Origin of the sequence: Hyphomicrobium denitrificans 1NES1 (genome assembly GCF_000230975.2) — a bacterium.
GTDB classification, from domain to species: domain Bacteria; phylum Pseudomonadota; class Alphaproteobacteria; order Rhizobiales; family Hyphomicrobiaceae; genus Hyphomicrobium_B; species Hyphomicrobium_B denitrificans_A.
Genome location: NC_021172.1, coordinates 528092 through 551361, shown reverse-complemented (window position 1 = coordinate 551361; position 23270 = coordinate 528092). Strand labels below are relative to the sequence as shown.

Annotated in this window: 18 protein-coding genes; 7 read left to right on the top strand and 11 right to left on the bottom strand. The window is 58.7% G+C overall.

What is annotated here, in order from left to right:
• Positions 1-171 precede the first annotated feature (171 nt).
• The 4 genes from HYPDE_RS02590 to HYPDE_RS02575 all read left to right on the top strand — a co-directional run bounded on the left by HYPDE_RS02590 (position 172) and on the right by HYPDE_RS02575 (position 4036).
• Positions 172-801, top strand: coding sequence for a hypothetical protein (locus HYPDE_RS02590; RefSeq protein ID WP_041319847.1), 630 nt, complete (start codon positions 172-174; stop codon positions 799-801).
• 76 nt (positions 802-877) lie between these two features.
• Positions 878-2068, top strand: a complete 1191-nt coding sequence (locus tag HYPDE_RS02585) for an NnrS family protein (protein ID WP_015596778.1) — start codon at positions 878-880, stop codon at positions 2066-2068.
• Positions 2069-2281: 213 nt separating this feature from the next.
• Positions 2282-2554, top strand: coding sequence for a hypothetical protein (locus HYPDE_RS19475; RefSeq protein ID WP_041319845.1), 273 nt, complete (start codon positions 2282-2284; stop codon positions 2552-2554).
• Between the two features lie 240 nt (positions 2555-2794).
• Positions 2795-4036 carry a DUF763 domain-containing protein gene (locus HYPDE_RS02575; RefSeq protein ID WP_015596776.1) on the top strand — a complete coding sequence of 414 codons (1242 nt, stop codon included), beginning with the start codon at positions 2795-2797 and terminating at the stop codon, positions 4034-4036.
• A 367-nt stretch (positions 4037-4403) separates the two neighbouring features.
• Here HYPDE_RS02575 and HYPDE_RS02570 read toward each other — a convergent pair whose 3' ends face one another.
• The 8 genes from HYPDE_RS02570 to HYPDE_RS02535 all read right to left on the bottom strand — a co-directional run bounded on the left by HYPDE_RS02570 (position 4404) and on the right by HYPDE_RS02535 (position 16676).
• Positions 4404-5525, bottom strand: coding sequence for an aminomethyltransferase family protein (locus HYPDE_RS02570; RefSeq protein ID WP_015596774.1), 1122 nt, complete (start codon positions 5523-5525; stop codon positions 4404-4406).
• Between the two features lie 76 nt (positions 5526-5601).
• Entirely contained in the window at positions 5602-6645 is a 1044-nt protein-coding gene (locus HYPDE_RS02565) for a heme-dependent oxidative N-demethylase family protein (RefSeq protein ID WP_015596773.1), read from the bottom strand.
• A gap of 27 nt (positions 6646-6672) precedes the next feature.
• Positions 6673-7629, bottom strand: coding sequence for a PDR/VanB family oxidoreductase (locus tag HYPDE_RS02560; RefSeq protein ID WP_015596772.1), 957 nt, complete (start codon positions 7627-7629; stop codon positions 6673-6675).
• Positions 7626-8216: a dimethylamine monooxygenase subunit DmmA family protein gene (locus tag HYPDE_RS02555; RefSeq protein WP_015596771.1), complete on the bottom strand. Its 591-nt coding sequence runs from the start codon at positions 8214-8216 to the stop codon at positions 7626-7628. The genes HYPDE_RS02560 and HYPDE_RS02555 overlap by 4 nt, the downstream gene beginning before the upstream one ends.
• Before the next feature lie 154 nt (positions 8217-8370).
• Positions 8371-10149: an APC family permease gene (locus HYPDE_RS02550; protein ID WP_015596770.1), complete on the bottom strand. Its 1779-nt coding sequence runs from the start codon at positions 10147-10149 to the stop codon at positions 8371-8373.
• A 54-nt stretch (positions 10150-10203) separates the two neighbouring features.
• Complete coding sequence (locus HYPDE_RS02545) at positions 10204-11169, bottom strand: electron transfer flavoprotein subunit alpha/FixB family protein (RefSeq protein ID WP_015596769.1); 966 nt, start codon at positions 11167-11169, stop codon at positions 10204-10206.
• A 2-nt stretch (positions 11170-11171) separates the two neighbouring features.
• The gene (locus tag HYPDE_RS02540) at positions 11172-14354 is read right to left on the bottom strand and encodes a heterodisulfide reductase-related iron-sulfur binding cluster (protein ID WP_015596768.1); all 3183 of its coding nucleotides are present in this window, start codon (positions 14352-14354) and stop codon (positions 11172-11174) included.
• A 132-nt stretch (positions 14355-14486) separates the two neighbouring features.
• Positions 14487-16676, bottom strand: a complete 2190-nt coding sequence (locus HYPDE_RS02535) for an FAD-dependent oxidoreductase (protein ID WP_015596767.1) — start codon at positions 16674-16676, stop codon at positions 14487-14489.
• A gap of 510 nt (positions 16677-17186) precedes the next feature.
• Between HYPDE_RS02535 and HYPDE_RS02530 the strand changes: the two genes are divergently transcribed.
• Complete coding sequence (locus tag HYPDE_RS02530; protein WP_041320761.1) at positions 17187-17963, top strand: FadR/GntR family transcriptional regulator; 777 nt, start codon at positions 17187-17189, stop codon at positions 17961-17963.
• 5 nt (positions 17964-17968) lie between these two features.
• On the opposite strand, the gene HYPDE_RS02525 is transcribed toward HYPDE_RS02530, so the two are convergent.
• Entirely contained in the window at positions 17969-19243 is a 1275-nt protein-coding gene (locus tag HYPDE_RS02525) for an ABC transporter substrate-binding protein (protein WP_041320760.1), read from the bottom strand.
• A gap of 764 nt (positions 19244-20007) precedes the next feature.
• Here HYPDE_RS02525 and gdhA point away from each other — a divergent pair.
• Positions 20008-21360, top strand: a complete 1353-nt coding sequence (gene gdhA / locus HYPDE_RS02520; RefSeq protein ID WP_015596763.1) for an NADP-specific glutamate dehydrogenase — start codon at positions 20008-20010, stop codon at positions 21358-21360.
• Between the two features lie 66 nt (positions 21361-21426).
• On the opposite strand, the gene HYPDE_RS02515 is transcribed toward gdhA, so the two are convergent.
• Positions 21427-21669: a hypothetical protein gene (locus tag HYPDE_RS02515; RefSeq protein WP_015596762.1), complete on the bottom strand. Its 243-nt coding sequence runs from the start codon at positions 21667-21669 to the stop codon at positions 21427-21429.
• A 486-nt stretch (positions 21670-22155) separates the two neighbouring features.
• Here HYPDE_RS02515 and HYPDE_RS02505 point away from each other — a divergent pair, with 486 nt between their 5' ends.
• Positions 22156-23088: a LysR family transcriptional regulator gene (locus HYPDE_RS02505; protein ID WP_015596760.1), complete on the top strand. Its 933-nt coding sequence runs from the start codon at positions 22156-22158 to the stop codon at positions 23086-23088.
• On the opposite strand, the gene HYPDE_RS02500 is transcribed toward HYPDE_RS02505, so the two are convergent.
• A complete protein-coding gene (locus tag HYPDE_RS02500) occupies positions 23085-23270 on the bottom strand; it encodes a hypothetical protein (RefSeq protein ID WP_041319842.1) in 186 nt (61 codons plus the stop codon). The genes HYPDE_RS02505 and HYPDE_RS02500 overlap by 4 nt on opposite strands.

Here is a 23270-nt window from a genome sequence, read left to right as displayed (position 1 = left end):
AAGCTTTTATTGCTTTACAGCAAACGGTTGCCGTACCGCCGCCCGTATCGTTCCACGGAGAATGGCCAGTGGCCTCGGAGGCTCCGCGAATGAACCACGCGCAACGGCGAACATTCGCGAATTTGCCATTTGAGACCTGGGCCTGCGGCACCCTCAGCAAAGAGGCTCAACATGAGTTTTCCTGACTTCTTCAATAACGTTTCGACTGTTTCGTTGCGTGAGCCGTTGGCCGTTTTCCTCGGTGCATCGACGAATGGCGTCATTACTTACAATTACGCCGACGCCGTTAAGCTCGCCGGTCATTCCTGTCCGACGGTCGCTGGAGCCTATCTCATGGTGATCAAGGGTCTGGCTTACCTCTACGGCGACGAACTACCCGAGCGCGGCGGTATCGAGGTTCATATGCGCGACGGACGCGAAGCGGGGACTACCGGAGTCATCGCCGCCGTAGCGACACTGCTGACCGGTGCTGCGTCCGAAACGGGATTCGCAGGCATTGGCGAAAACCAGCGCTTTGTCCGCCGCAACCTGCTCCAGTTCGACGCGGACATCGACGGTCTTCTTGCGCTCAGGCGGCACGATACCGGGCGCGGCGTTATTCTCGATCTCAATGTCGCGCGCGTACCGGCAAATCCCGAGATGAGGACGTTGTTTCTTAAGGCCGTGGCCGGGCAGGCGAATGAGAGCGAACAGCAGCGCTTCGCAATGCTTTGGCAGGAACGCGTCGCGCGCATGCTGCTTGATCACGCCGAGGACTCCGAACTTGTGCGCATCCGTGCTTGGGAAGCCATTCCGGCGTGACAAGCTTACCGGTCCAACCGGCATGTCATCGGTCCGGAGTTCGCCTTACACCATCGAAAGATGATAAAGACGATTCATGAGGACGACTGCCCAAATCCTTCGCGACTATCGCGGCCCGGCCATATTCAGCTTCGGATTTCGCCCGTTCTTCCTTCTCGCCTCCATCTGGTCAGCCCTGGCGGTACCGCTTTGGTTACTGCCCTTCCTCGGTGTCGGCGAAAGCTGGGCGGCAATCTTCACGCGTGACTGGCATGTACACGAGATGCTGTTCGGCTATACCGCCGCGGTCATCGTCGGTTACATGACCATCGCCGGAGCAAACTGGACCGGACATTATCCCGTCGCGGGGCGGCCCATCGTCTTGCTTGTCGCGTTATGGATCGCCGGACGGGCGGCGATGCTGGCTTATCCTATCCTCGGCCTCACAGCCGCTGTCATCGACGCGGCCTTTCTCATCTCATTCTCGCTTGCTCTCTGGCGGGAACAGTTAGCCGCCACCAACTCGCGCGTCCTCGCTCCCAGCATCGTCATAACCCTGCTTGCAATCGCCAATGTCGGCTTTCACGCCCGCATGATTGCGCCGGCGATCGGCCCCGCATCGGAGCGCATGACGATCGGCCTAATCACCTTTCTCATCGCTCTGATGGGCGGCCGACTTGTCCCAAGCTTCACGCGGAACTGGATGGCGCAGCGTAAGATCACGCCGCAGCCGGCACCTTACGGCCGCTTCGATGTAGTGACGCTTAGCGCGACAGGAACAGGCATCGCATCGTGGATCGCTCTGCCCTTCTCACCCTTCAGCGGCACCCTGTTGACGATCGCCGGAATGGGCCTGCTTGTCCGCCTCCTGCGCTGGAGAGGATGGGTCGCCGCCCGAGACGGCATGGTGCTGATCCTCCATCTCGCCTATTTCTGGTGTGCGCTCGGCGTCGCTATGCTTGGAGCGTCAGTGTTGTTGCCAGCCGACATTCCCGGAACGGCAGCAATCCATGCGCTGACCGCTGGCGCGATCGGCGTCATGACCCTCGCCGTAATGACCCGCACCAGCCTCAGCCACACCGGACGCGAGCGCCGCGCAAACTACGCCACCTTGCTCATCTATCTCCTGGCAAACCTCGCAGCCTTGACCCGCACAGTCGCGCCTTTTGTCTTTTCTGCCTACGCGGAGTTGCTGCTGCTATCTGCCATCTTCTGGTCGCTGGCCTTCGGCTTGTTCGCACTGGTCTATGGTCCGATGCTCGCTCGATCCTGGCACCGGAAGATTTAAAGCGCGAACGGCTGCGTGAGCGGAATAGCCACGCGATTTCCCCGTTCCAGGCGAAAGTTCTGCACTCTTTGTACGGATGATCGAACGGCAGGCTCCATCTGCAGGCCCCATTGGCGGCGACCTCTTCTATTGCGCCGCAGCTTCGAATTGACGGAACTTCATTTGTGCGCAGCCGTACTTCATTTAGCTTCGAATGAATGAGCTGAGGTACAAATGCTGAGAAAACAAGGAATTGCCGCTTTGATCGGCAGCGCATGCGCACTCACAATAGGCGCATCTTTGACGTTCGCGGCAGATGCTCCGTCATCGTCTACGACATCCAACGCGAAAGTGAACACGGAGCCCGGTAGCAAAGGTAAGACTTCGGACCGCACCCCGGGCGATCCGGCTCCCAAGCGCACACCAAACGCAAGCTCGACGGGAAACACAGGCACGGATGCGGGACAGACCAATGAAGGCACGTCGGACCGCACACCGAAGAAATAGGCAAGATGCCTTGATGGAGGCGAGTTCGTTTGCTTGCGCTCGCCTCTTCGCGCGATTCGTAGAAGTCGCAAATTGAAGGCAAATTGAAGGAACGAATGCCACTGTCTCGCTACCGGCACCGGACCGTCGCCCCGTGAATCTGCAAACGAACTAAAAACTAAAAGAAGCGCCAGATCCAAGCGCTCCGCCAAATAGTCGTCTCATCTGTTAGAGTACGGACTCGAATCGCAAAGGGGCGCAATGGCACGACGTTCGGGCAGCGCAGACCTCCCTCTCCACGGTGGACGCGTACCGCAGTGGCTCGGACAGCGCATGGCCAAGCTCGGCGCCGTTATCTGCGAGGCCATTGTTCATCACTACGGTCGCGACGAGTTTCTTCGCTGTCTTTCGCATCCCTACTGGTTCCAGTCCTTTGGCTCTGTCATGGGGATGGACTGGCATTCCTCCGGCATTACGACAAGCGTCATCGGCGCGCTCAAGCGGGGTCTGGCTCCTTTGCAGGACGAGCTCGGCATCCATGTTTGCGGTGGTCGTGGCAGGCATTCGCACCGCACGCCTGACGAACTCGCCGTGTTAGGCGAGCGGATAGGATTTGACGCCGCTTCGCTCACCCGAGCGAGCCGACTGGTGGCGAAGGTCGATAGCGCCGCAGTGCAGGACGGCTTCGACCTTTATCTGCACGGTTTCTTCGTTACCGACGACGGCAAATGGACCGTAGTGCAGCAGGGCATGAACGGAGAAAAGCGCCAGGCGCGTCGCTATCATTGGCACTCCGAAGGGCTGGCAGACTTTGTCGATGAGCCGCATAGCGCCATCGATGGCCGCAACCAGGGAAACATCGTCAACCTCACCGATCATCGGGCGGCCGCCTCGCGGTCGGCGCAGTTGGACCTGCTGGTTGCGCTCGGACCCGACGGCATCACCAATGAATTCGCTGCAATTACCGCTGAACCAACAGCCCAGCCGCTCCTGCCTCACCTCGTCATGCCTTCCCACCACGAGGTACGCGCAAGCGACGTGTTCACGCGCCGCCTGCATGGAACGCTTGCGGCCGCTGCCGCGCGCGGACCTGTCGATTTTCCCGATCTCCTGCTGACGCCGGGAGTCGGCGCCCGCACCGTCCAGTCACTCGCGATGGTGGCCGAGGTGATGCACGGCGCGCCCTACCGCTTCCAGGACCCCGCGCGGTTTTCGCTGGCGCATGGCGGCAAGGACCGCCATCCCTATCCCGTGCCGATCAAGGTCTATGACGAAACGATCCGCGTGCTGAAATCTGCAGTTCAGAACGCCAAGCTCGGCCGCGACGAGGAGATGCAGACCCTGAAGCGGCTCGACGCGCAAGCCCGTAGATTGGAGCGTACAGCGACAGGCCCGTCGCTCGAAACCTTTGTCGCTCGGGAGCGAGCCGCATCGTCTAGCTATGATGGCCGCTCGGTGTTCGGTTGGGAAAAGGACCTGAACGAAGCAGACGAAGCTCGCTAGTGCGCGCCGCCATGTCGTCTATGGGTTCGCCTCGGGCCGCGGAACCGGAAACATCGGAAGGCTGGGATCCGCAAGATAGCCCGATCGAACGCAGGTGCGACGATTGCAGGCTTCGGCGTAGCCGGCTTTGCCGGCACTGCCAGCTCGTTGCGGTTGCAGCAGTGCATTTCTCGCCCGGAGACTGACGCTTCCGCACGGTCGCGTTCTGTACGATTATCCAGGAGTTAAATAATCTGCCACGGGCCGAACGGCAAAAGGAAGCCCGCTTCCAACGGGCTTCTTATGCACTTATGCAAAAACGTAAAAAAAAGGCCGGAGGTACGCCAAAAACCTCCGGCCAAGGGCGCGCACGGGAAATAGATGCGCACTAAGTAACGGGATGCGTTCTAAGCCGCATCGGATCGTAGAACGGCATCCGGACAACGGTGGCGGTGTAATCCTTGCCGTTATCGCGGATCGTAAGTTCCGTGCCGAGCTTGGTGAACGCCGGCGCGACCTGCGCCATGGCAAGGGACTTCATCAAATGTTGGCTAAAGGTCGTGCTCGTCACGATGCCGACTTCCTTTCCATCCGAGAAGATTTTCGAAAGCGGCGCAACGGCTTCATGATGCCAGATTTCAAGACCCGTGATGAAGGAACGCTCTTTTCCTTTTTTGGCGGTCAGCGCTTTTTTACCGATGAAGTCCGGCTTCGAGAGATCGACGGTCCAGTCCGCGCGCACCTCCCAAGGCGTGGTATCGCCGTGGGTCATGTCGAACGGGAAGAACAGAAGGCCACCCTCCACGCGGATGATATCGAGACAAGACCAGGATACCGGCTTCACACCTCTGTCCTTGCCAGCAGTGAGGATCGAATCCCACATAAACTCGGCATCCTTCGCACTGCAGAACACCTCATAACCGCGCTCGCCCGAGTAGCCGCCACGGGCAATCTCGACCGGCCGCCCGAACAGCGTGGTCTTCTCATGATGGAAGTACGGAAGATCGGCGAGCTTCATCGGCGTATGAGGCGCCAACGTCTCCAGCGCTTTCGGCCCTTGCAGCGACAGGATATGGACATCGTCGTCGCGCGCGATCGTGACGTTGAAACGGCCCTTGGCGGCCGCGGCTGCCTCCTCGAACGAGCCGCCGCCATGAGATACGCGGTACTTGCCGTCACCGTCGACGTAAACGAGAACGTCATCGATAAGAGCGCCATCTTCGTTGACGATATTACTGATATGGGAGTCGCCGCGCTTCGCCTTCGAGACGTCCGATGTCAGCAGGTGGTTGAGGAATGCCAATGCATCCGGGCCCTTGACATTGACGACCTTCAATGCGGATACGTCGAACAGACCCGCATTGTTTCGGACAATTTCGGTCTCCTCATAAGGGCAAGCGTTATAATTTTGCGGAATTGGCATGTCGTTCCATGAGGACGACAGATCCGAGCCTAACGCGCGATGGCGGTCATTGAGGGCGGAATTTCTTTTTTGAATTGTGCCGTGCATTGTAAGTCTCCAGCTTGTACCAATTTTCAATAATCTATGAACGCGACGACCTCGCCACGTCGATTCCAACGGGATCTTACTTGAAGAGAAATCCCATAGGAGTTGGTTTGCCGTCGTCGTATTTCGCCAACCAATCGACCGTCACGTCGCGGTAGCGCGTGAGGCCCTTGCAGTCGGCAAGCTCTGGCGGCAGGAACTTTAGAACGCGGTGGAAGCGGCGAGCCCAATCGGGATTGGTAACCAGCTCGCGCATCTTCAAAAGATAGGCGCGGATCGAAAACAGCATCGCATTCGAACGCGGCAGGCGCCAAAGCGCTTGCAGCTCGACACGAAGATGAACTTTGTCGCCGACATTCTCCGGCGTGACCGTTCCTCGATCGATGCCCCACTTGTCGTAATTCTCGGGGCTGGTATCGAGTCTCGGGTTGATGGTCATCGTCCAGTTGAGGCGGCGGACCGGCTTGCCTTGCTGCAAGTTGAGCAGGAACTTGAGAGCACGATCGAATACGCCGATCTCGTGCGCCAAAGGCACTGGACCATGCCATTCCATGAAGTTCATGCCGATATCGAAATCGAGAGACCAATCCGCCTGGGATGTCGCGATACCCGCATCCATCCAGAGATTGTTTTCGCGCTGATCCAGGACGGCGAAATCGCCCTGGCACTGGCGTGTGATATATTCCATCGGCTCATAGGGCAGCGTCGTGGCGTCACCGAAATGGAATTTGTCTTCAATACGCAGCGGCCGGTTGGTCCAATGCCACTCGTCTCCGCGCCTGTTGAGCGTAAAAAGCTTGGGATATGCCTCTGCCATCGAAGTCATCAGCAGCTCAAGCATATCCCACTGAGCCGACATCATGTGCGGAAGCGCCTGGCAACGTAGCGGATCTTCAGCAAGCACAAGCGCACGGTCGCGCATATCGGACACGTAGTGCTCGTCGATATCGATGGGGAACTCGTAGACCGAACCTGGAGCGCCGGCTTTGGCGTGCGGCTCCATGTTGACCGAATACATGTACTTGTCTTCCCAGAAGGGAAATGGAAAGCGAGCGATGGCTTCGGGGCTGTTCTGAAACGTGAAATCGTTCCGGAACGTCTCATCCTTGAAAAATGTATTCATTGTTTATTCCTTTGAACGAATTCGTAATCACAAATCCAGAGTAATGCAGCCGCCGTCGGCCCGCGAAACGCACGTGGCGATCTGCTCACCCGACTGCTTCTCTTCTTCGGTGAGATAATGATCGTTATGGACAAGCTTCGCATCGGTCGCGACCACGCGCGTGATGCATTGTCCGCAAGCACCGCCGCGGCACAGATAGGGAGCATCGACGCCCGCGTGCTCCAATGCCTCGAGCATGCTTTGATGTTCACCGACATGAACGGTCGTGCCGTCCCGCAGCTTGACATCGAATGGCTTGCCTGGCGGCGCCGAGCTGAAGCGCTCACAATGGACATTCTCTTCCGGCCACCCTGCCTGGTTCGCAACATCCAGCACCCAGTCGATCATGCGCTGAGGACCGCAGACGTAGGCGTGTGTGCCGAGCGGCTGATTGCTGAGTATCGATGCAAGCGGAATACGTTCGCCTCGATCTGAGCTATAAACCCGAATGGAGCGACCCGTTTCGCTCATGAGATCGGAGAAATAGGCGCCGGCTTGCGGAGAGCGCACGGCATAATGCAACTCGAAGCTGGTCGCGTCTCTTTTCAGTTCGTCGAGCATGGCAAGCATCGGCGTGATGCCGATCCCGCCGGCGATCAGAATATGCTTGCGCCCGGTATGAACGATGGGGAACAGGTTGACCGGCTCGCTTATGTCGAGTTCGCTGCCGACGTGCACCTTCGTGTGCATGTATCTCGATCCACCGCGCGATTCCGGCGAGTGGTGCACGCTGATGACGTAGCCGCCATTATCCTCGGTCACTCCCATGATCGAGTAAGGGTTGCGCCAGACCTGATCCTCGTCGCGCATCGTAACGACGATGTGCGAGCCCGCCGAGAATACCGGCAGGGATCGTCCTTCTAGGCCAATCAGCTCGAACCGCTTGATACCCGCTGCAACATCGTCGACGCGCGCCACGCGCACGCGCTGCATGTTCATCGTCATTTGAACTCACCCAGGGATTGAGGGATTTCACCAGGAGCTTCGGCGTCGATGCGGACGCCCATGAAAGCTGCATATCGGCGCGAATAATGGTCACGCACGAGGAGCGCCATTCCGCAATGCGCGCAGGCTACGGGATTAGCGGTGACGTCCTCGGTGATGCCTTTGCAGTGGACACACTGGACCCGTCTCTTCGTCGAGCCGCGATGCTCGGTTCGCACTGAATTGTGTTCGATGCCGTTCTCGACTGCCGTCTTGACGACCTGGCCAATCAACGGTTCCGTTCCGGCTACATACAGCCGTAGACCCATGCGGCCATGCTGCAGAACATTGGCGAGTCTGTTGATAGCCGTCGCGATAGTCGGGATTGACCAGACGGACGCAAACTTGAATTGCTCGCAGGCTCTAAAGTCGCCAGGGCCGACCAACAAAACGACGGAACGACCCGCGAAGTTGGAATCGACTTGGCGCATCATATCGGCAACGGCACCAGCTCCGTCGGCATCTGTCACGATGACGTTCTGCTTCGCGTTGGCATCGGGCTTCAGACCTGGATAGTTGGGCCGGCTCTTAATCCCGGAAACAAGCATCTTGAATTCGTATCCTTCACTCGCACACGACGAAGATGTGATCTGCAGGATCTGCGTTCGGAGTGGTGTACGAGGGTGGCGTCGATGGTCGCCACCCTCGTGATTGTCTGTTCGTCCGGTCCGCGCAGAGATCCGGACGAACAGCCCGCTGCCGCTACATATGGAAGACCCAATTAGCGGTCAGTACCGTAGCCAAGCCCGCAAGCAGCGTGACGTACGGTAAAATGCCTGCCTTCCTGCCGCTGCTTATCTCGCCCGGCGCGACGCCAAGATCCTCATACATGTGCGCAGGAAACCGACCCTTGTCCTGAACATAGTGACGGAACCAGAACACCGGCAGGATCAGCGAGGCGGTGAACAGTCCGGCCCACAGCGCATTCGGATTCCAGACTTTGGCACCCGCACCCATGAACGTGGCGTTGACGAAAGCGAGCATCGCACCAAGCGCGATGAGGATCGACGGCGCCTTCCATGGACGTGGGTGATTTTTGTTATCAATGCGATGAATCCAACCCGAGTTCAGGTTCAGGAAGTTGAAGATGATGTAGCCGCAGTTCGAGACTGCAAGAATAAAGAAGAAGCTTGCAGCATCAGCACACGCAATTGCCAGCAGACAGAGGTTTGTAACGAGATCTGTCCACATGGCGCTCGTCGGCGCACCATGGTGGTTCGTGTGGCTGAGATAGCGCGGTAGCCAACCGTCCACAGAGGCCTGGTAGAGCGTACGTGACGAACCTGCCATCGTCGTCATGATTGACAGCATCAGCGCGAGGATCATCATCATGACGAGAAGTGCGGAGATCCAGCCGCTTCCACCCACCATCTTGCCCATCGCTTCCGCAACACCCGAACCGTCGACAATCGATGGTGCGAGCATCCCGTCAAGGCCGAGAACGCCCTGGAACGTGAACGGCACGAGGATGAAAAGAAGCAGGCAAAGTAGTCCCGAGTAGAAGATGGCCTTGAAGGTATCGCTAGCGGGATTTCTGAATTCAGCCGTGTAGCAGACTGCAGTTTCAAACCCGTATGTTGACCACGCCGCGATGAACAACCCGCCCAGAACCAGCGTCCAGCCGGGAATATCCCACTGGCCCGGTGCCGGAGCGTAGGCTTCCTTCAATGGCAGGATCGGAGTGAAGTTCGACCATTCGATTTGTCCCGTCAGAATGGGAACGACGCCGACAATAAGCATCGGAATGATGACCAGGAGACCAATATACTTCTGGACGCTCGCGGTACCGACGATGCCTCGATGCTGGATTGCAAAGGTTAACAACATAAGCGCCGCGCCGATAAAGAACGCAGCATTGAATGAGAAGTGGACCGGACCAATTGCGCCTGATGCCAGCGTCCACTCGCGGATTGCCGGAGTGAAGGCGGCAACGCCATCCGCGCTTAGAAGTGCCGAGATTGCATCTTGTGCAGTTTTCCCGGCATTTGCGGCGAGCCATTCGACGACCCGCGGACTGTCCGGAGCGACGCTTGCTGCATGCGCGCTTATCCACGCTGTGACTTGGGGTGCGTCCGCCGGCGGAATCGGCGCGAGCGCATTCAATATGTAAGCAGCCGCGATCGAGGAGCCGAGCGAGAGAACCGGTGTCCAGGCGAACCAGTTGCACCACACCGACAGTGGCGCAATCCATTTCCCGTATCGTAACCACGCGGCTGCACCATATACCGATGCACCACCGGACTTGTTGGGAAAAAGACCGGCAATTTCAGCATACGTAAAAGATTGAATAAAACCCATGATCATCGAAACCGTCCAGACAAGGAAAGCAACCTTGCCGACGGTTCCGGCGATGCCGCCAATCGAGAACAGCACCAGCGCCGGCACGCCACTGGCAACCCAGAACGCACCCCGCCAATCAATACCTCGAACTAGTTCCGTTGATGCGGACTCACCTATCGCCCGACTCGCCGTGTAATCCATTTTTCGCTCCCATGGTTTCCTTCATTTTTCTGCTTTAGGTAGGTCTTGTGGTGATCAGTTGAATTGGGCTTCGAGCTCCTTCGCGAATTCGAAGAGATCCATGCAGACGCCGTAGGTCGCGACGTTGAAGATCGGCGCTTCGGGATCGGTGTTGATGGCGATGATGGTGTCGATGTGCTTCATGCCGTAGAGATGCTGGACGGCGCCCGAGATGCCGAGCGCGACGTAGACCTTGCAGGCGCTCGCGACCTTGCCGGATTGGCCGACCTGATGCGGCTTCGGCAGCCAGCCGGAATCGACGATCGGGCGCGAGCAGCCGAAGGTGAATCCGAGCCGCCCGGCGAGTTGCTCGAAGCGCGGCAGGTTATCTTTCTCCTGGATGCCGCGGCCCACCGAGAGAATGTATTCCGCTTTCGAGATGTCGATGTCCGACTGCGGCGCCTCGATGTAGCCGGTATGCTGCATGCTCTCGGCGGCCTTGCCGAGATCGGGCTCGAACGTCGTCCGCTGCGCATTGCCCTTGGCGTCGGGAACCGGATAGGTCGCGCCGCGCAACGCCAGGACGACGATCTTGCGCTCCGGGAATGCGACTTCGAGGTTGACCTTGTTGCCGTAGGCGCCGCGCGTCGCGACAACCCCGTTGGCGTCGGCGGAAAGCGCCAGCACGTCGCTCGCAAAGCCGGCGCCGAGCCGGGCCGCAACGGCCGCGGCACACGCCATGCCGTTGACGGTGTGCCCGAGCAAGATCAGCTCGGGGGTGTATTTTTTGCCGAGTTCGAGAACGCATTCTTCGTAGATATGCGGATCGAAGTGATCGGCCGGCGCCTTGACCGACACGATCTCGTCGACACCGGCGAGGTCGAGCGAGTCGGCGATTGCGGCAATGTCGTTGCCAATCACGGCAACGACGACGGGGCCGCCAAGCGCCGCCTTGACCGATTGCGCGGCGCCGATCGCTTCCCGCGTGATGTCGCGAACCACGCCGTTCAGGTGTTCGGCAACGATGAGGATTCCCGCCATGGTCAGCCCTTCTTTTCACGAATGAGGTTGGCGATGAATTTCGCGATTTCTGCCGGCGTGCCGGTCAGCATTTCGGCTTTCGACTGCGCGGGGATGTACATCCGCTTGACGACGTAGCCGCCGCTGCCGTCGACGACGCCGGCGCCGTCGACGACGACGAGCGGCTTCTGTTTCGCCTGCTTGACCATCTTCATGGTCGCGAAGCGCGGCGTGTTGATGCCCGTCTGAATGGCGACGACGGCGGGCGCCTTGAGATCGAAATTATGCCGCAGGCCGCCTTCGAGCTCGCGCGTCAGCTTCAGCGGACCCTTGCCGTCCCACTCGAATCCGACGACGACGGCGGCGTGCGGGAGCCCGAGAATGCGCGCCAGTGCCGTGCCCGTAGCGCCGTGCGCCTGATCGCCCGATTGCACGCCGGAGAAGATGAGATCGGGATCCTCCGCCTTGGCGACACCGGCAATGGCCCGCGCAATGGTGATGGGATCGGCATTGGCCAGGGACTCGTCCCAGATCCTGACGGCGCGATGCGCGCCTTTCGCCAGGGCTTTGAGCAACGAGGCATCGGCATCGCCATCGCCGACGGTGACCGCCACGACCTCGCCGCCTCCCATTTTTTCGACGCAGCGCAGAGCTTCCTCAAGGGCCGCGTCGTCCCACTCGTTGAGAGAGAACTCCATGAACTCGCGCCGCACGTCGCGACCGTCTTCGGTGAAGCCGTATTCGTCACCGAGCTTGGCGACGTTCTTGACCGTGACGAGGATGCGCAGACCGGTCTTCGGCGGCGCCTGGTAGTTGGCAAAGGTCGCCGGCGTGACGGGCTTCAGCCCATCCCACGAGACAGGCGTAAGTTTCTGCTCGACGGCAGGCGCTGACGGCGCGGCTTCGGCGATTTTTGCGTCCTGTTTCGGCGCGACGTCGGCCGGGGCCTGCTCTTTTTGGACCGGCGCGGCGGCGGCCGGGACGGACTGCTCGGCAGCCGCCGGTGGAGCCAGAGCCGCAGGGGCCGCAACAGCCGGGAGACTCGCGAGGCGCGCCTTCAGCACCGCATCGAGCTTCGCGGCGACCGCGTCCGAAATATGCGTGGCGATCGCGTTGACGAGGCGGTCCGCGAGCGGCGGCAGATCCTGCAGCTTGAGCGACTTCAGCTCGATGGCTTCGGCGACGAGCTCGGCCAGATCCTGGACGACAAAATCCTTCTCGTGCCCGCCGGTCTTCCGAGCATCTTCAAACATGGTCAAGTCCTTTGGACAGCAGGTGACGAAGATATCGATGTCGAGCGCCGCCGCTTCGTGCACGCGGTTCTCGGAGGGCTTCTGCGTGCCGGGCGTATCGGGGATCCAGATGCGCCCGCCGCCGGCGCCGCAGCAGAATGAGTTGTCGCGATTGCGCGGCATTTCGATCAGCTCGCAGCCAATCAGCTCCAGCACCTTGCGCGGCGCATCGTAGCCGCCGTTCAAGCGGCCGAGATGGCACGGGTCGTGGAAGGTGACGCGCTTGTTGAGCGGCGTCCTGACCTTGAGCCGGCCGCTGCCGAGCAGGTCGGCAAGGACGCTCGAATAGTGCTCGATCGGCGCCACCTTGCCGAACGCGGGATATTCGTTCTTGATCGTGTTGTAGCTGTGCGGATCGGTCGTAATGATGCGTTTGAACGGCTTGGCCGCCTGCATCTGTTCGATGTTGTGGGTGGCGAGTTCCTCGTAGAGCCCTTCTTCCCCGACGCGCCGCACGTCATTGCCCGCAGTCTTCTCGCCCTCATGCAGCAGCGCGAAGTCTTCCCGCGCCGCCTTGAGGATCCGCGCGACGGTCTGGCTGACCTTCTGGTTGCGCGGATCGAACGAGGCGTAGTCGCCGACGAACCATAGCGTATCGGCGGCATCCTCGCGGATGTCCTTGACGCGGAATTCGAGCGCCTTCGTCCACTGCGAGCGCTTGCGCGAATTTTCGCCGAAGCTGTTTCCGGTGTCGCCGATCTGGATGATCGTATTGCGCAGCAAGGGGTCCATCGTGCCTTGCTCGACCAGGTGCCGGCGCATGCGCACGATCAACGACGGATGCTCGATGCCCACCGGGCAGATTTCCTGACAGGCGCCGCACGTCCGGCAGGCCCAAAGCGTTTCGGGCGCAATGACGCCGCCGACAAGGTCGATCGCCGAGGTCGGGCAGCCTCGCGCCTCGTCGTTGTATTCGCGGAGATCGAGGATGAAGTCGCGCGGGCTGAGCGGATATCCGGCCGTGCGCGCCGGACAGGCTTCATGGCAACGGCCGCACTTGGTGCAGGCGTCGAGATGCAGCATGTCCTTCCATGTAAAGTCGTCGATAGAGGAAATGCCGGCCTTTTCGGCATCCTTCGGCTCGCCCGGCAGAAGCGCCAGGGGCTGCTTGTTGCGGAAGATCAGCGATCCGACCGCCGCAATGACGTGCTTCGCCTTGTACCAGGGTATCGCGGCCGTGAACGTCAGCGCCAGGATGCCGTGCATCCACCAGTTCGCATGCCGGATGGCGGCGGCTGTCTCCTCCGTCAGGCCGGCATTGGTCAGCGTTTTCGAAAGCGCAAAGCCGATCGGCGACCACGCCGCCCACGCCGGCTTATCGACGATCAGACCGCAGGCTTCCTGCAAAAAGCCGGTGCACTCGATGATCAGAAGCGTGACGACGAAAATCCAGTCTTCGATCCGCCAGCCCTGGGCCACGGCGCGAAGCTCCGTTTCGCCCCGGTAGCTGCGCACGTAGTCGAGCTTCCTGGGCCGAATGAACGCGCGGCGAACGATCATGTAGATGAGGCCGAAGATCAGGGCGAGATGGCCGAGATCCAGCAGCAGGCTCATGATGAGATAGAACTTGCCCTTGACGAAGGTGATGCCCGTCAGAGGTTTGACAATGTCGATTTCGAGGAAATAGAGCGTCGTCGCGATCGTGCCGAAGAGATAACCGTAGAAAATGCCCTTGTGCGCGAGGCCCGCAGCGAGATCCCGCCTCCGAAGCGTGCGATGCGAGAAAATATCCTTGAGGCCGCGGACGACGCGGCCGTAAAGCTCCAGCGGTTCGACAAGCGATTTGCCGCGCGCATATTTTGCGATGTGGGCGTACGCGCCATACAGGAAGACCAAGATCGATGCCGTGCCGAGCATGTAGAACATGATCAGCTGCTGCGTCGTGATGCCCCAAAATATCTCGCGCGATTCCACCGGAATATTCCTATTGATCCATGGCTGCTGCCATGGCCAGTTCCTCACTTCGAATGAATGCTTGCCGCCGCTGACGCGGATCGCATGAATCGCACCGAGCCGGTTGAAAGCCGGCTCGGTGCGGGTAAGCGCTTAGCCCACTGTTTCGCGATCAGAGAGCTTGGGATAGGTTTCGTGACCCCAAACTTGCCGCTCGCGAATCCAGGGCTGCGCACGCTGCGGGTTGGAGGACTCGAATTCCCGAGCGATGCGATGCCCTTCGAACACGGCCTGTGCAATGAGGCCGGGAGCGAAGCAGTCTCCCGCTTGATAGACTGCTTGTATTTCGCGCTTCTCCCATTCGTTCTTGCGCTTGGCGAGTTCGCGGTAGAGGCTATCGTTTGGCACGCGCGCCGAGCAAACGACGAGCGTATCGAACGGCACCTCCACGACATCCGTGCCGGCACGACGCGGAAGCTCGCCGGTTTTCGGTCCGAGATTCCGCTTGTAGCCGTCGCGGAAGAGATAGTACGCGGTGGCCTTCCCGGGCTCGACCTTGGTCAACCAGTGACTGGTCAGCTCGTGGATCTTCTTCTCGTACATCATGCGATGAAGGTTCGGCGCCTCGAGGGTGAAGTGCGTATAAGGCGCGACGCCCTTCAGCGGCGTCAGGATTTTCACGTGCTTGCCACGGTCGGCGAGATATTCGGCGATCGACACGCCCGTGAAATATCCGTCGCAGTCGACAACCAGAACATTGTCGCCGACGGGTTTGTTCTCGAGCAGGATCTGCTCCGGCGTGCAGATGTGCGGAAGCGAGGCATCGATACCCTCAACAGGCGAGTGCGTGACAAAGTTCGTGCCGTCGGTCGCCCAATGCGAGCCGGTGGCGAGCACAATCTTGTCGGCGCCGTAGTTGAGAATATCTTCCGCCGTCATTTTCCCGATGCCGGTATGGACTTCGACGTTCTTCAGCTTCTGCAGCTGCAGTTGCCGATAGATCGTGACGCGACCCCACTCCGCGAGACCCGGGTATTTGACGACCTTACGGATACGGCCGCCGATTTCAGCTTCCGCTTCGCGAAGGTGGACGTCATAGCCGCGCTCGCCAAGAACTCGGGCGCATTCCATACCTGCCGGACCCGCGCCAACGACGAGAACCGAGCACGACTCTTTGGTCTTGGCGAACTTTTCAGGATGCCAGCCGCGGCGATATTCTTCGTTGGCCGTGGCGTTCTGCGTGCAGATCATCGGCGGGCCGCCGATTTCCCAGCGCGAGATGCAGACGTTGCAGCCGATGCACTCGCGGATGTCCTCGTAGCGACCCTCTTCGATCTTCTTCGGAATGAAGGGATCGGCAATCGACGGACGGGCAAATCCGAGAATGTCGAGACGGCCTTCGCGAATGCGTGCAGCCATATCGTCGGGGCTCGTCTCGCGGCTCACGCCGAGAACCGGAACCTTCGCCGCCTTTTTGCAATCGTCCGTCCAATTGCGCTGATGACCGGCTTTGTAGAAGCGCGATGGTCCCGCGTCCTCGCCCCACTCCGCGATATCGCCGACGTTGAGATCCCAAAGGTCGAGCAGACCCTTGCTGTCGACGAGTTCAACAAACTTGATGCCTTCGTCCAACGCTTCGACGCCATCGGCGCCATAAAGTGTATCGACAGCGAAGCGCGTGGCAATCGCGGCCTCGTGGCCAACGGCTGCCTTCACCTTCTCGAGCGTTTCGACCCAGAAGCGGGCGCGGTTTTCAAACGAACCGCCATAGCTGTCGGTCCGGCGATTGTAATATTTGGACAGAAACTGAAGCGGCAGATAGCTGTGCGCGCCATAAACGTAGACGATATCGAAGCCAGCTTGGACCGAACGCTTCGCTGCCTCGACGTAGAGGTTCTGAAGATGCTTGATGTCGTCGAGATCGGCTTCGTGGCAGTAGGTCAGGTATTCGAATTCTGAGGCCTGGGAGGTCGGACCGTAGGAGACCGCGCGCGATTCCATGCACGGCGCATGCGAACCACCGTACCAAAGCTCAACGCCGCCGAGCGCGCCGTGCTTGTGAAGGCTGTCGTTCAGGTGACGCAGGTTGATGACGTCGCCCTCGTCCCAGATGCGTGCGGAAACGCGATGGCAGTCGTCCGATTCCGGTGAGATCGAGCAGTATTCGGTGCAGCAGGCACCCCAACCACCTTCAGCCTTCATGCCGCGATGGCCAGCCTGCGTTCCGGGCTTCTCCGACCCCGCGCCGATACAATGCGGCACCTGATAGAACCGGTTCTTCATGGTCTTGGGGCCGATCTTGATCGGCTCGAACAGGATGTCGTGTTTTGGGTTTCTTGCCATGTACGGAGCTCCTCCCTTCTTCCAGAACCAAACTAAACCATTTAAGGCCATTTTGGTCGACAATATAGCTACGTATAGGTCCAAAATCTGCGACAACGCAACCACAAAAAAGTGGTTGAGGCTTGAAAACAGCCGCCTTCATAACCACATCGCAGCGCAAAATATGCAGTAAAATAGCCACTAACTTAGCTGTTTCTCGCTAATAAATATTGACGAAATAACGCCGAATCCACGTGGTTTAATACGGTTGATTATTGTTTCAAGAAATGTTAGAATTTTTGAAAATTTCGCACCGCAACATTTTGTGGTCGACCATTAAAAACCAAATCACGGCAAAAAGAGCTGAAAACAGCGTATTTCGCGGGCTTTGAAGAATCGCTTCTGGACGGTCGAGTGAATGAGGGATTCGGACGAGATAGCTGGAAAGGGCTGCACCGCACGCCCGTCTTATTCGGCCCACGAGACTCGCAATTGACGGAGACGTCTCAACTGAAGCGGCAAGGTGCAAATATGGACGATAGCATCAGCGAAGCACTTCCACCCTGGGAACTGACCAGGGACAATCATCCGCTCATCAAAGAGCGCGTGAAAGCTGCGGCGGACGCGCTCTTTCATCAGATAGCTTCCGGCCACTATTCGTATGGTACGCGGCTCGCCTCTGAAAGAGACCTGGCCAAGGAGTTTAGCCTCAGCCGTGCCGCTATCCGGCAGGTCATCGACTTTCTGGAAACCTATGCCGTCGTGAAGCGGCAGCCGAACAGCGGCACCTTCGTGAACTATGTCCCCCCCAAGAATGGATTCTCAGTCGGAGGTGAAAAGTCGGGAAACGGTCACCTCATGGACATCAGCGCGATCGCCGAAACGGCATCTCCGCTCGAAATGAATATTCTTTGCTCGATCCTCGAACCTGAGATGGTCAGAATCGCGGCGCTTTATATGTCGGTCCGAGATTTGGCCAATCTGCGTAGCGTATTCGACGAAATCGAAAAGATCGTCACGGATGCCGAGCTCTTTGCGCATCTCGAAAAGAAGTTTCTGATGACCATCGCCGAGGGGACCCATAACCGGCTGCTCATCACCGTCTATAGGATCGTCACCGAGGTGCGCCGTCAGCCGCATTGGTGTGCTACACGGATCAAATCTCTGACGCCCGAGCGCATCAGCGACACGCAAAACCGCTTGAAGTCGCTCTACACCGCGCTGGAAAACCACGATATCGAGAGCGCGGTCGAGTTTATGAAACTCGTCATCACCGGAGCCCAAGACGACCTGCTGAACGCACGCTGATCGCCTCAGCGGCTCAACGCCAATTTTTCTTCTCTCTGATCCCACATCAGATTGAGGGCACGCATATGTTTGATCAGCAGATATCCGTATGACTTCCACCACGTGAGAGGCGAGCCGAACTCGACGATCCGAGCCCGGCCGTTGCGAATTGCAACGACAGGCCAATCCCCGACGAGCGCGTTATCGATGCCGAACAGCTCACGCCCCCACCATGTCGCTTCACCGAAAACGTGCTTGCCCTTTCCGCCGACTTTCATCATCGCCAGCACCGTCAAAGGCTCGATCGTGCGGGCGCGTTCGACTGCGACCTTCCACATTTGAAGGATCGCGGCATATTCCCACGACACGGCACTCCACTCTCCCGGGTAGCGGCGGCAAAACTCATTAAAAAAACCGGCCGGATCGCCAAAATTGATCTGGGGCTCGTTGAGCCGCGGGTCGTCGAAGTCCGGAAACTGGAAGACAAAATTCTCCATGAACTCCGGGCTCGTTTTCTCGATCAGCTCTAGATAGTTGTCACACGTACAAGAGATGATCCGGCCCTTGAAGCCGCGTTTGTAAGCCTCGATCGTCATCGCATGCACGAACGGCTCGTACGCGGTATCCCAGCACAGCACATCCGGCTTCTTTTCGAGCAATCGCCCGATAATCTCGGAAAAATCGCTTGTCTGGTTGGGAAACAGATGCTCGTCGACAAGCGTCAGGCCCGCCGCCTCGAAAGCCGCACGATAGGTGGCGATCGACGGCAGCCCATGCTCGTCGTTCTGGGTGCACATCGCCACCGTCTTGAGCCTCGGATCATCCCGAACCAGCCAATCGACGCCGGTTACGTTGTAGATAGGGTGGACTTCGCAGGGTGCGATCAGCGTGCGGGCATTTGGCGACAGATCGCTCGGCAACAAGGTTGTAACCAGCGCTTTGCGCTGGTTGACGAAATCACGCAGCGGGCGGGAGAAATCATTGCCGCCAAGCATCATCACCAACTGCACACCGTGATCGATAAGCAATTTTCGAGCACCGGCTAAGGCTTTTTCGGGCCTGAACTGCGTGTCGTAGGGAATGACATCGACCTGGTAGCGGCGATCTCCGATCCGAATTCCACCCTTCTTGTTCACCCAATCCTTCCAGATGAGGCAGCCCATGAACCCCGGTTCGGCCCAGGATTTCATTTTCCCCGACAGCGGCGCGAGCATCCCGATTTTAAGAATCTTATCTGCGTCGATGACGGTCCGGGGCAAAGCTAACGACAGAGCCGATGTAACCGTGGTTGGAGACCGCATTTCTAGCCTTCTTTCGCCCCAGCGCCCTATCTGGGATTGCATCATCGATTTTTCAAACTCGGCACAATCGAGGACCGCCACCCTCTAGGGATGGCAGCCAATTGGCGTCGTCAAATGTTCGAGTTCCTCATCATGGCGGCGCGGCGCAGCAGTCCGACTATAAGTTTCTTTTGCGCCGAAGGATACAAAACACCAGCTTCCAAAGTTGTGCGAGACGACAAATGCGCAAACAAAAAAGCGCGACAAATGCCGCCAGGAGCAGCTTGACCACATATTATACATTTTTAGTATACAAAAATGGGTGTGAAGCATGACTCTGCATATACGGTGCATACCGATTGGCCTGAGGGCTCCCGATCAACCGCTCTACAGAAACAGCAGAACATCAGACGGGTCGAAACCGAGGTCCGGGTACAAACTTTTTCGGTAGGCCGCCTCGCTGCGGTAAATCCGCTCGCGACACTCTCGCGACACTGGAGCAGGCGCACCCATAACCGGCCAGATTGAGCCGGCCATTGACGCTCTCGATTGCATCATCCGTAGATCGGATCGTGGGCACAACATCCGGAAAGTTCGCGAGCTTCCCTTCGTAGGCGCACCGGGAAGTCACGCATTCCGGCCTCCGAACCCGCCATTCACGGAGAGCGATCGGCACCGGAAGGCACCAATCGGCGTCAATGAAAGACTGATAACAAAATGTTCACATTGCCCAATAATTAGGCTAGGACCGCTACGCCTCAAACTCAAATCGGAATGCATAAACAGTGGTTCACATTGACGAAAAGCTGGCTCCTATCCTTGCAGAGGTTCTCCGCAGGAACGCCGGCGAAGAAGAGTTCCATCAAGCCGTCAGGGAAGTTCTCGGAAGTCTCGGCCGCGTCGTCGCCAAACATCCCCGATATACCAACAACCACGCCCTGATTGAGCGGCTTTGCGAGCCGGAGCGACAGATCATCTTTCGCGTGCCATGGGTCGATGACGCCGGACAGGTACGGATCAATCGTGGTTTCCGGGTGCAGTTCAATTCGGCTCTCGGCCCCTACAAGGGTGGCCTGCGTTTTCACCCATCGGTGAACGTCGGCATCATCAAGTTCCTTGGTTTCGAACAGACGTTCAAGAACGCGCTCACCGGCATGCCGATCGGCGGCGGCAAGGGCGGCTCCGACTTCAATCCGCGCGACCGATCCGACGACGAGATCATGCGATTCTGCCAGTCGTTCATGACCGAGCTCCATCGCCATCTCGGCGAATACACCGACGTTCCCGCCGGTGACATCGGCGTCGGAGGCCGCGAGATCGGCTACATGTTCGGACAGTACAAGCGCCTGACCAACCGCTACGAAGCCGGAGTCCTGACAGGCAAAGGATTGGCTTATGGCGGCTCGCGCGCCCGAACCGAAGCGACTGGCTACGGTACCACGTATTTCGTCCAGAGCATGCTGGCCACGAAAAAGCAGGCATTCGAAGGACGTCGTGTTCTCGTGTCGGGATCCGGCAACGTCGCGATCTACGCCATCGAAAAGGTTGCCGAATTCGGCGGCAAGGTGGTCGCGTGTTCGGACTCGAACGGTTACGTCGTCGACGAAAACGGCATCGATCTCGCACTCGTCAAAGAGATCAAGGAAGTCAAGCGTGGCCGCATTTCGGAATACGCCAAGATCAAGGGTCCTTCGGTTCGCTATGTCGAAGACGGCTCGATCTGGGACGTTCCGTGCGATGTCGCGATGCCGTCGGCCACCCAGAACGAACTGACCGGCAAGGATGCGCAGGCCCTCGTCCGCAACGGTGTCGTTGCGGTTGGCGAAGGCGCCAACATGCCTTGTACGCCCGAAGCGGTGCACATCTTCCAGCAAGCCGGCGTCCTGTTCGCGCCCGGCAAGGCGGCTAACGCCGGTGGCGTCGCCACCTCGGCGCTCGAAATGCAGCAGAACGCTTCACGTGACAGCTGGACCTTTGAGCAGACGGAAGCGCGCCTCGCCACCATCATGAGCGACATCCATGATAGCTGCGCAGAAACCGCCAAAGAATATGGCGCACCCGGCGACTATGTCCTGGGAGCAAACATCGCGAGTTTCGTCCGCGTTGCCGAAGCGATGGAAGCGCTTGGTGTAATCTGAGTCCATCTCATTATCGGCCGGGCGGATGCCAAACAAGGCGACGCCCGGCCGAAAATGCCAAATCGATTAGGCGGTAGACAGCGTATCGAACTCGAAACGCACGCTATCGACCGTCGGCTTGATGAGCGCGCTCACACCCGGAATGGCAAGCGCCTTGTCAAAGAGCTGATCGAGCGTCGGCCGCGTCGCAACGATCGCGATTACGACAGTCTTGCGGACATCAGGCGAAAGCTGATCGATGAGCTTGTTGAGCCGAGCGAACTCGCCGGCGAAATTTGAGAGCGCTTGGTTTCCGGACGCCGGCGACAAACGAACTAGGCCGACGCCCGCAAGGGCGCCGACCCGCTCGTGGACATCGGGTACGGGAATGAAGAAGGGAGTACCCGACGACTAAAAAATATATGCAGACACCAACTGAGTCAATTGCAAAGAAACTTTTTTTCTTTATAGTCACACAAGTTTGTGCATCCGGAGTCGTTTCATCTCCTCGGGTGGCCCATGAAATCCGAATGCCCCGTTGCAAGTCAGTTGAAATCGAAGCCGACAACAACCCGGCGCGGCTCGCAAGTTCCTCGGCCGCCCGCAGCGGTTGGGCTGCAACGCCGAAGAATTCAGCATGCTGAGGAAAATCACAATCAGCATGCGCCATTTTTGCGCACGCATCAGATCACGCCTCTGCGGCGCATTCAGATCATGCATCCGCCGCTGACAACCGGCCGTGAATGCGAAGCTACGACGATGATGTGGCGGCTAAACGAGATGTAGGTATTCGTATTAGAGAATTTTGCGACGACAATGAAACTCAAGCACCGGTCTCTGCCGTTCGACCTTCGCTCGCTGGAGATTTTCCTCGCCGTCTGCGAGACTGGAGGCATGGCCGCCGCCGCAAGTGAACTCGGGCTTACGCAGCCAGCCGTATCACAAACGATTTCGGAACTGGAGAAGCGCACCGGCACGGATTTATTCGATAGGAAGTGCCGCCCGCTCGCGCTGACGCTTAGTGGATCGTTGATGCGCCAGCGCGCAACCGCCCTGCTTTCCGACGCTCACCAGATCTCTCCTCTCTTGCAAGATGCCAAACAGGGAAAAGTTTCCTTTATCCGCGTCGGATTGGTCGATTCCCTCAACCGCGCCCTGACGATCAAGCTCTCGGAGTATCTGCAGTCGCGCGCCGGCAAGGTATCTATACTCTCGGGCCTTACCGCTGCGCATGCGAGCGAACTATTGACGCGCAAACTCGATTTGTTTCTCGGGGTCGATGATCTCGAAGAGACGGCTGGGCTCGAACGATGGGAGATCGGAAGAGAACCCTACGTCCTGCTTCTGCCTCAGGGAACGCGCATGGTCTTGACCGTCGACGATCTGCGGCGGCTGGCCGAGACCAAACCTTTCATACGTTTTAGCGCCCGTTCGCAAACCGGCGTCGAGATCGAACGACACCTACGCCGGCTTGGCATTGTCGCCGCACAGTCGTTCGAATACGACAGCCCCTATGCAGTGGCCGCCATGGTCTCCGCCGGACGGGGATTTGCAATCTCAACTGCGCTTTGCGTCTCTGAATCTCAGCTCGAAAACAACAGACTGATAACATGTCCGCTGCCGGGTCCGATCATGTCGAGGAAACTCTCCGTCGTCGCACGCTTTCGAGAACTGGGGCAAATTCCAAGAGACGTAGCGGACGTTACGCGCGTCGCATTGGGTGACCTGGTCTGCTCGCTGAACGCTTAAGCCGAATATTGGTGCGCGACGGGCAATACGATGGTCGGCTTGTCCGCCTTTTCGACATTTTCTGCTTCCGGAACGGCAACTTGAGCAGTCATCTCGCTCTGCACCAAACTCTCTTTCTTCTCCTCGTCGGAGGATTTGTCGTCGGCTTCGCTCATATCGAACAATCCTTCCATGTCTGACAT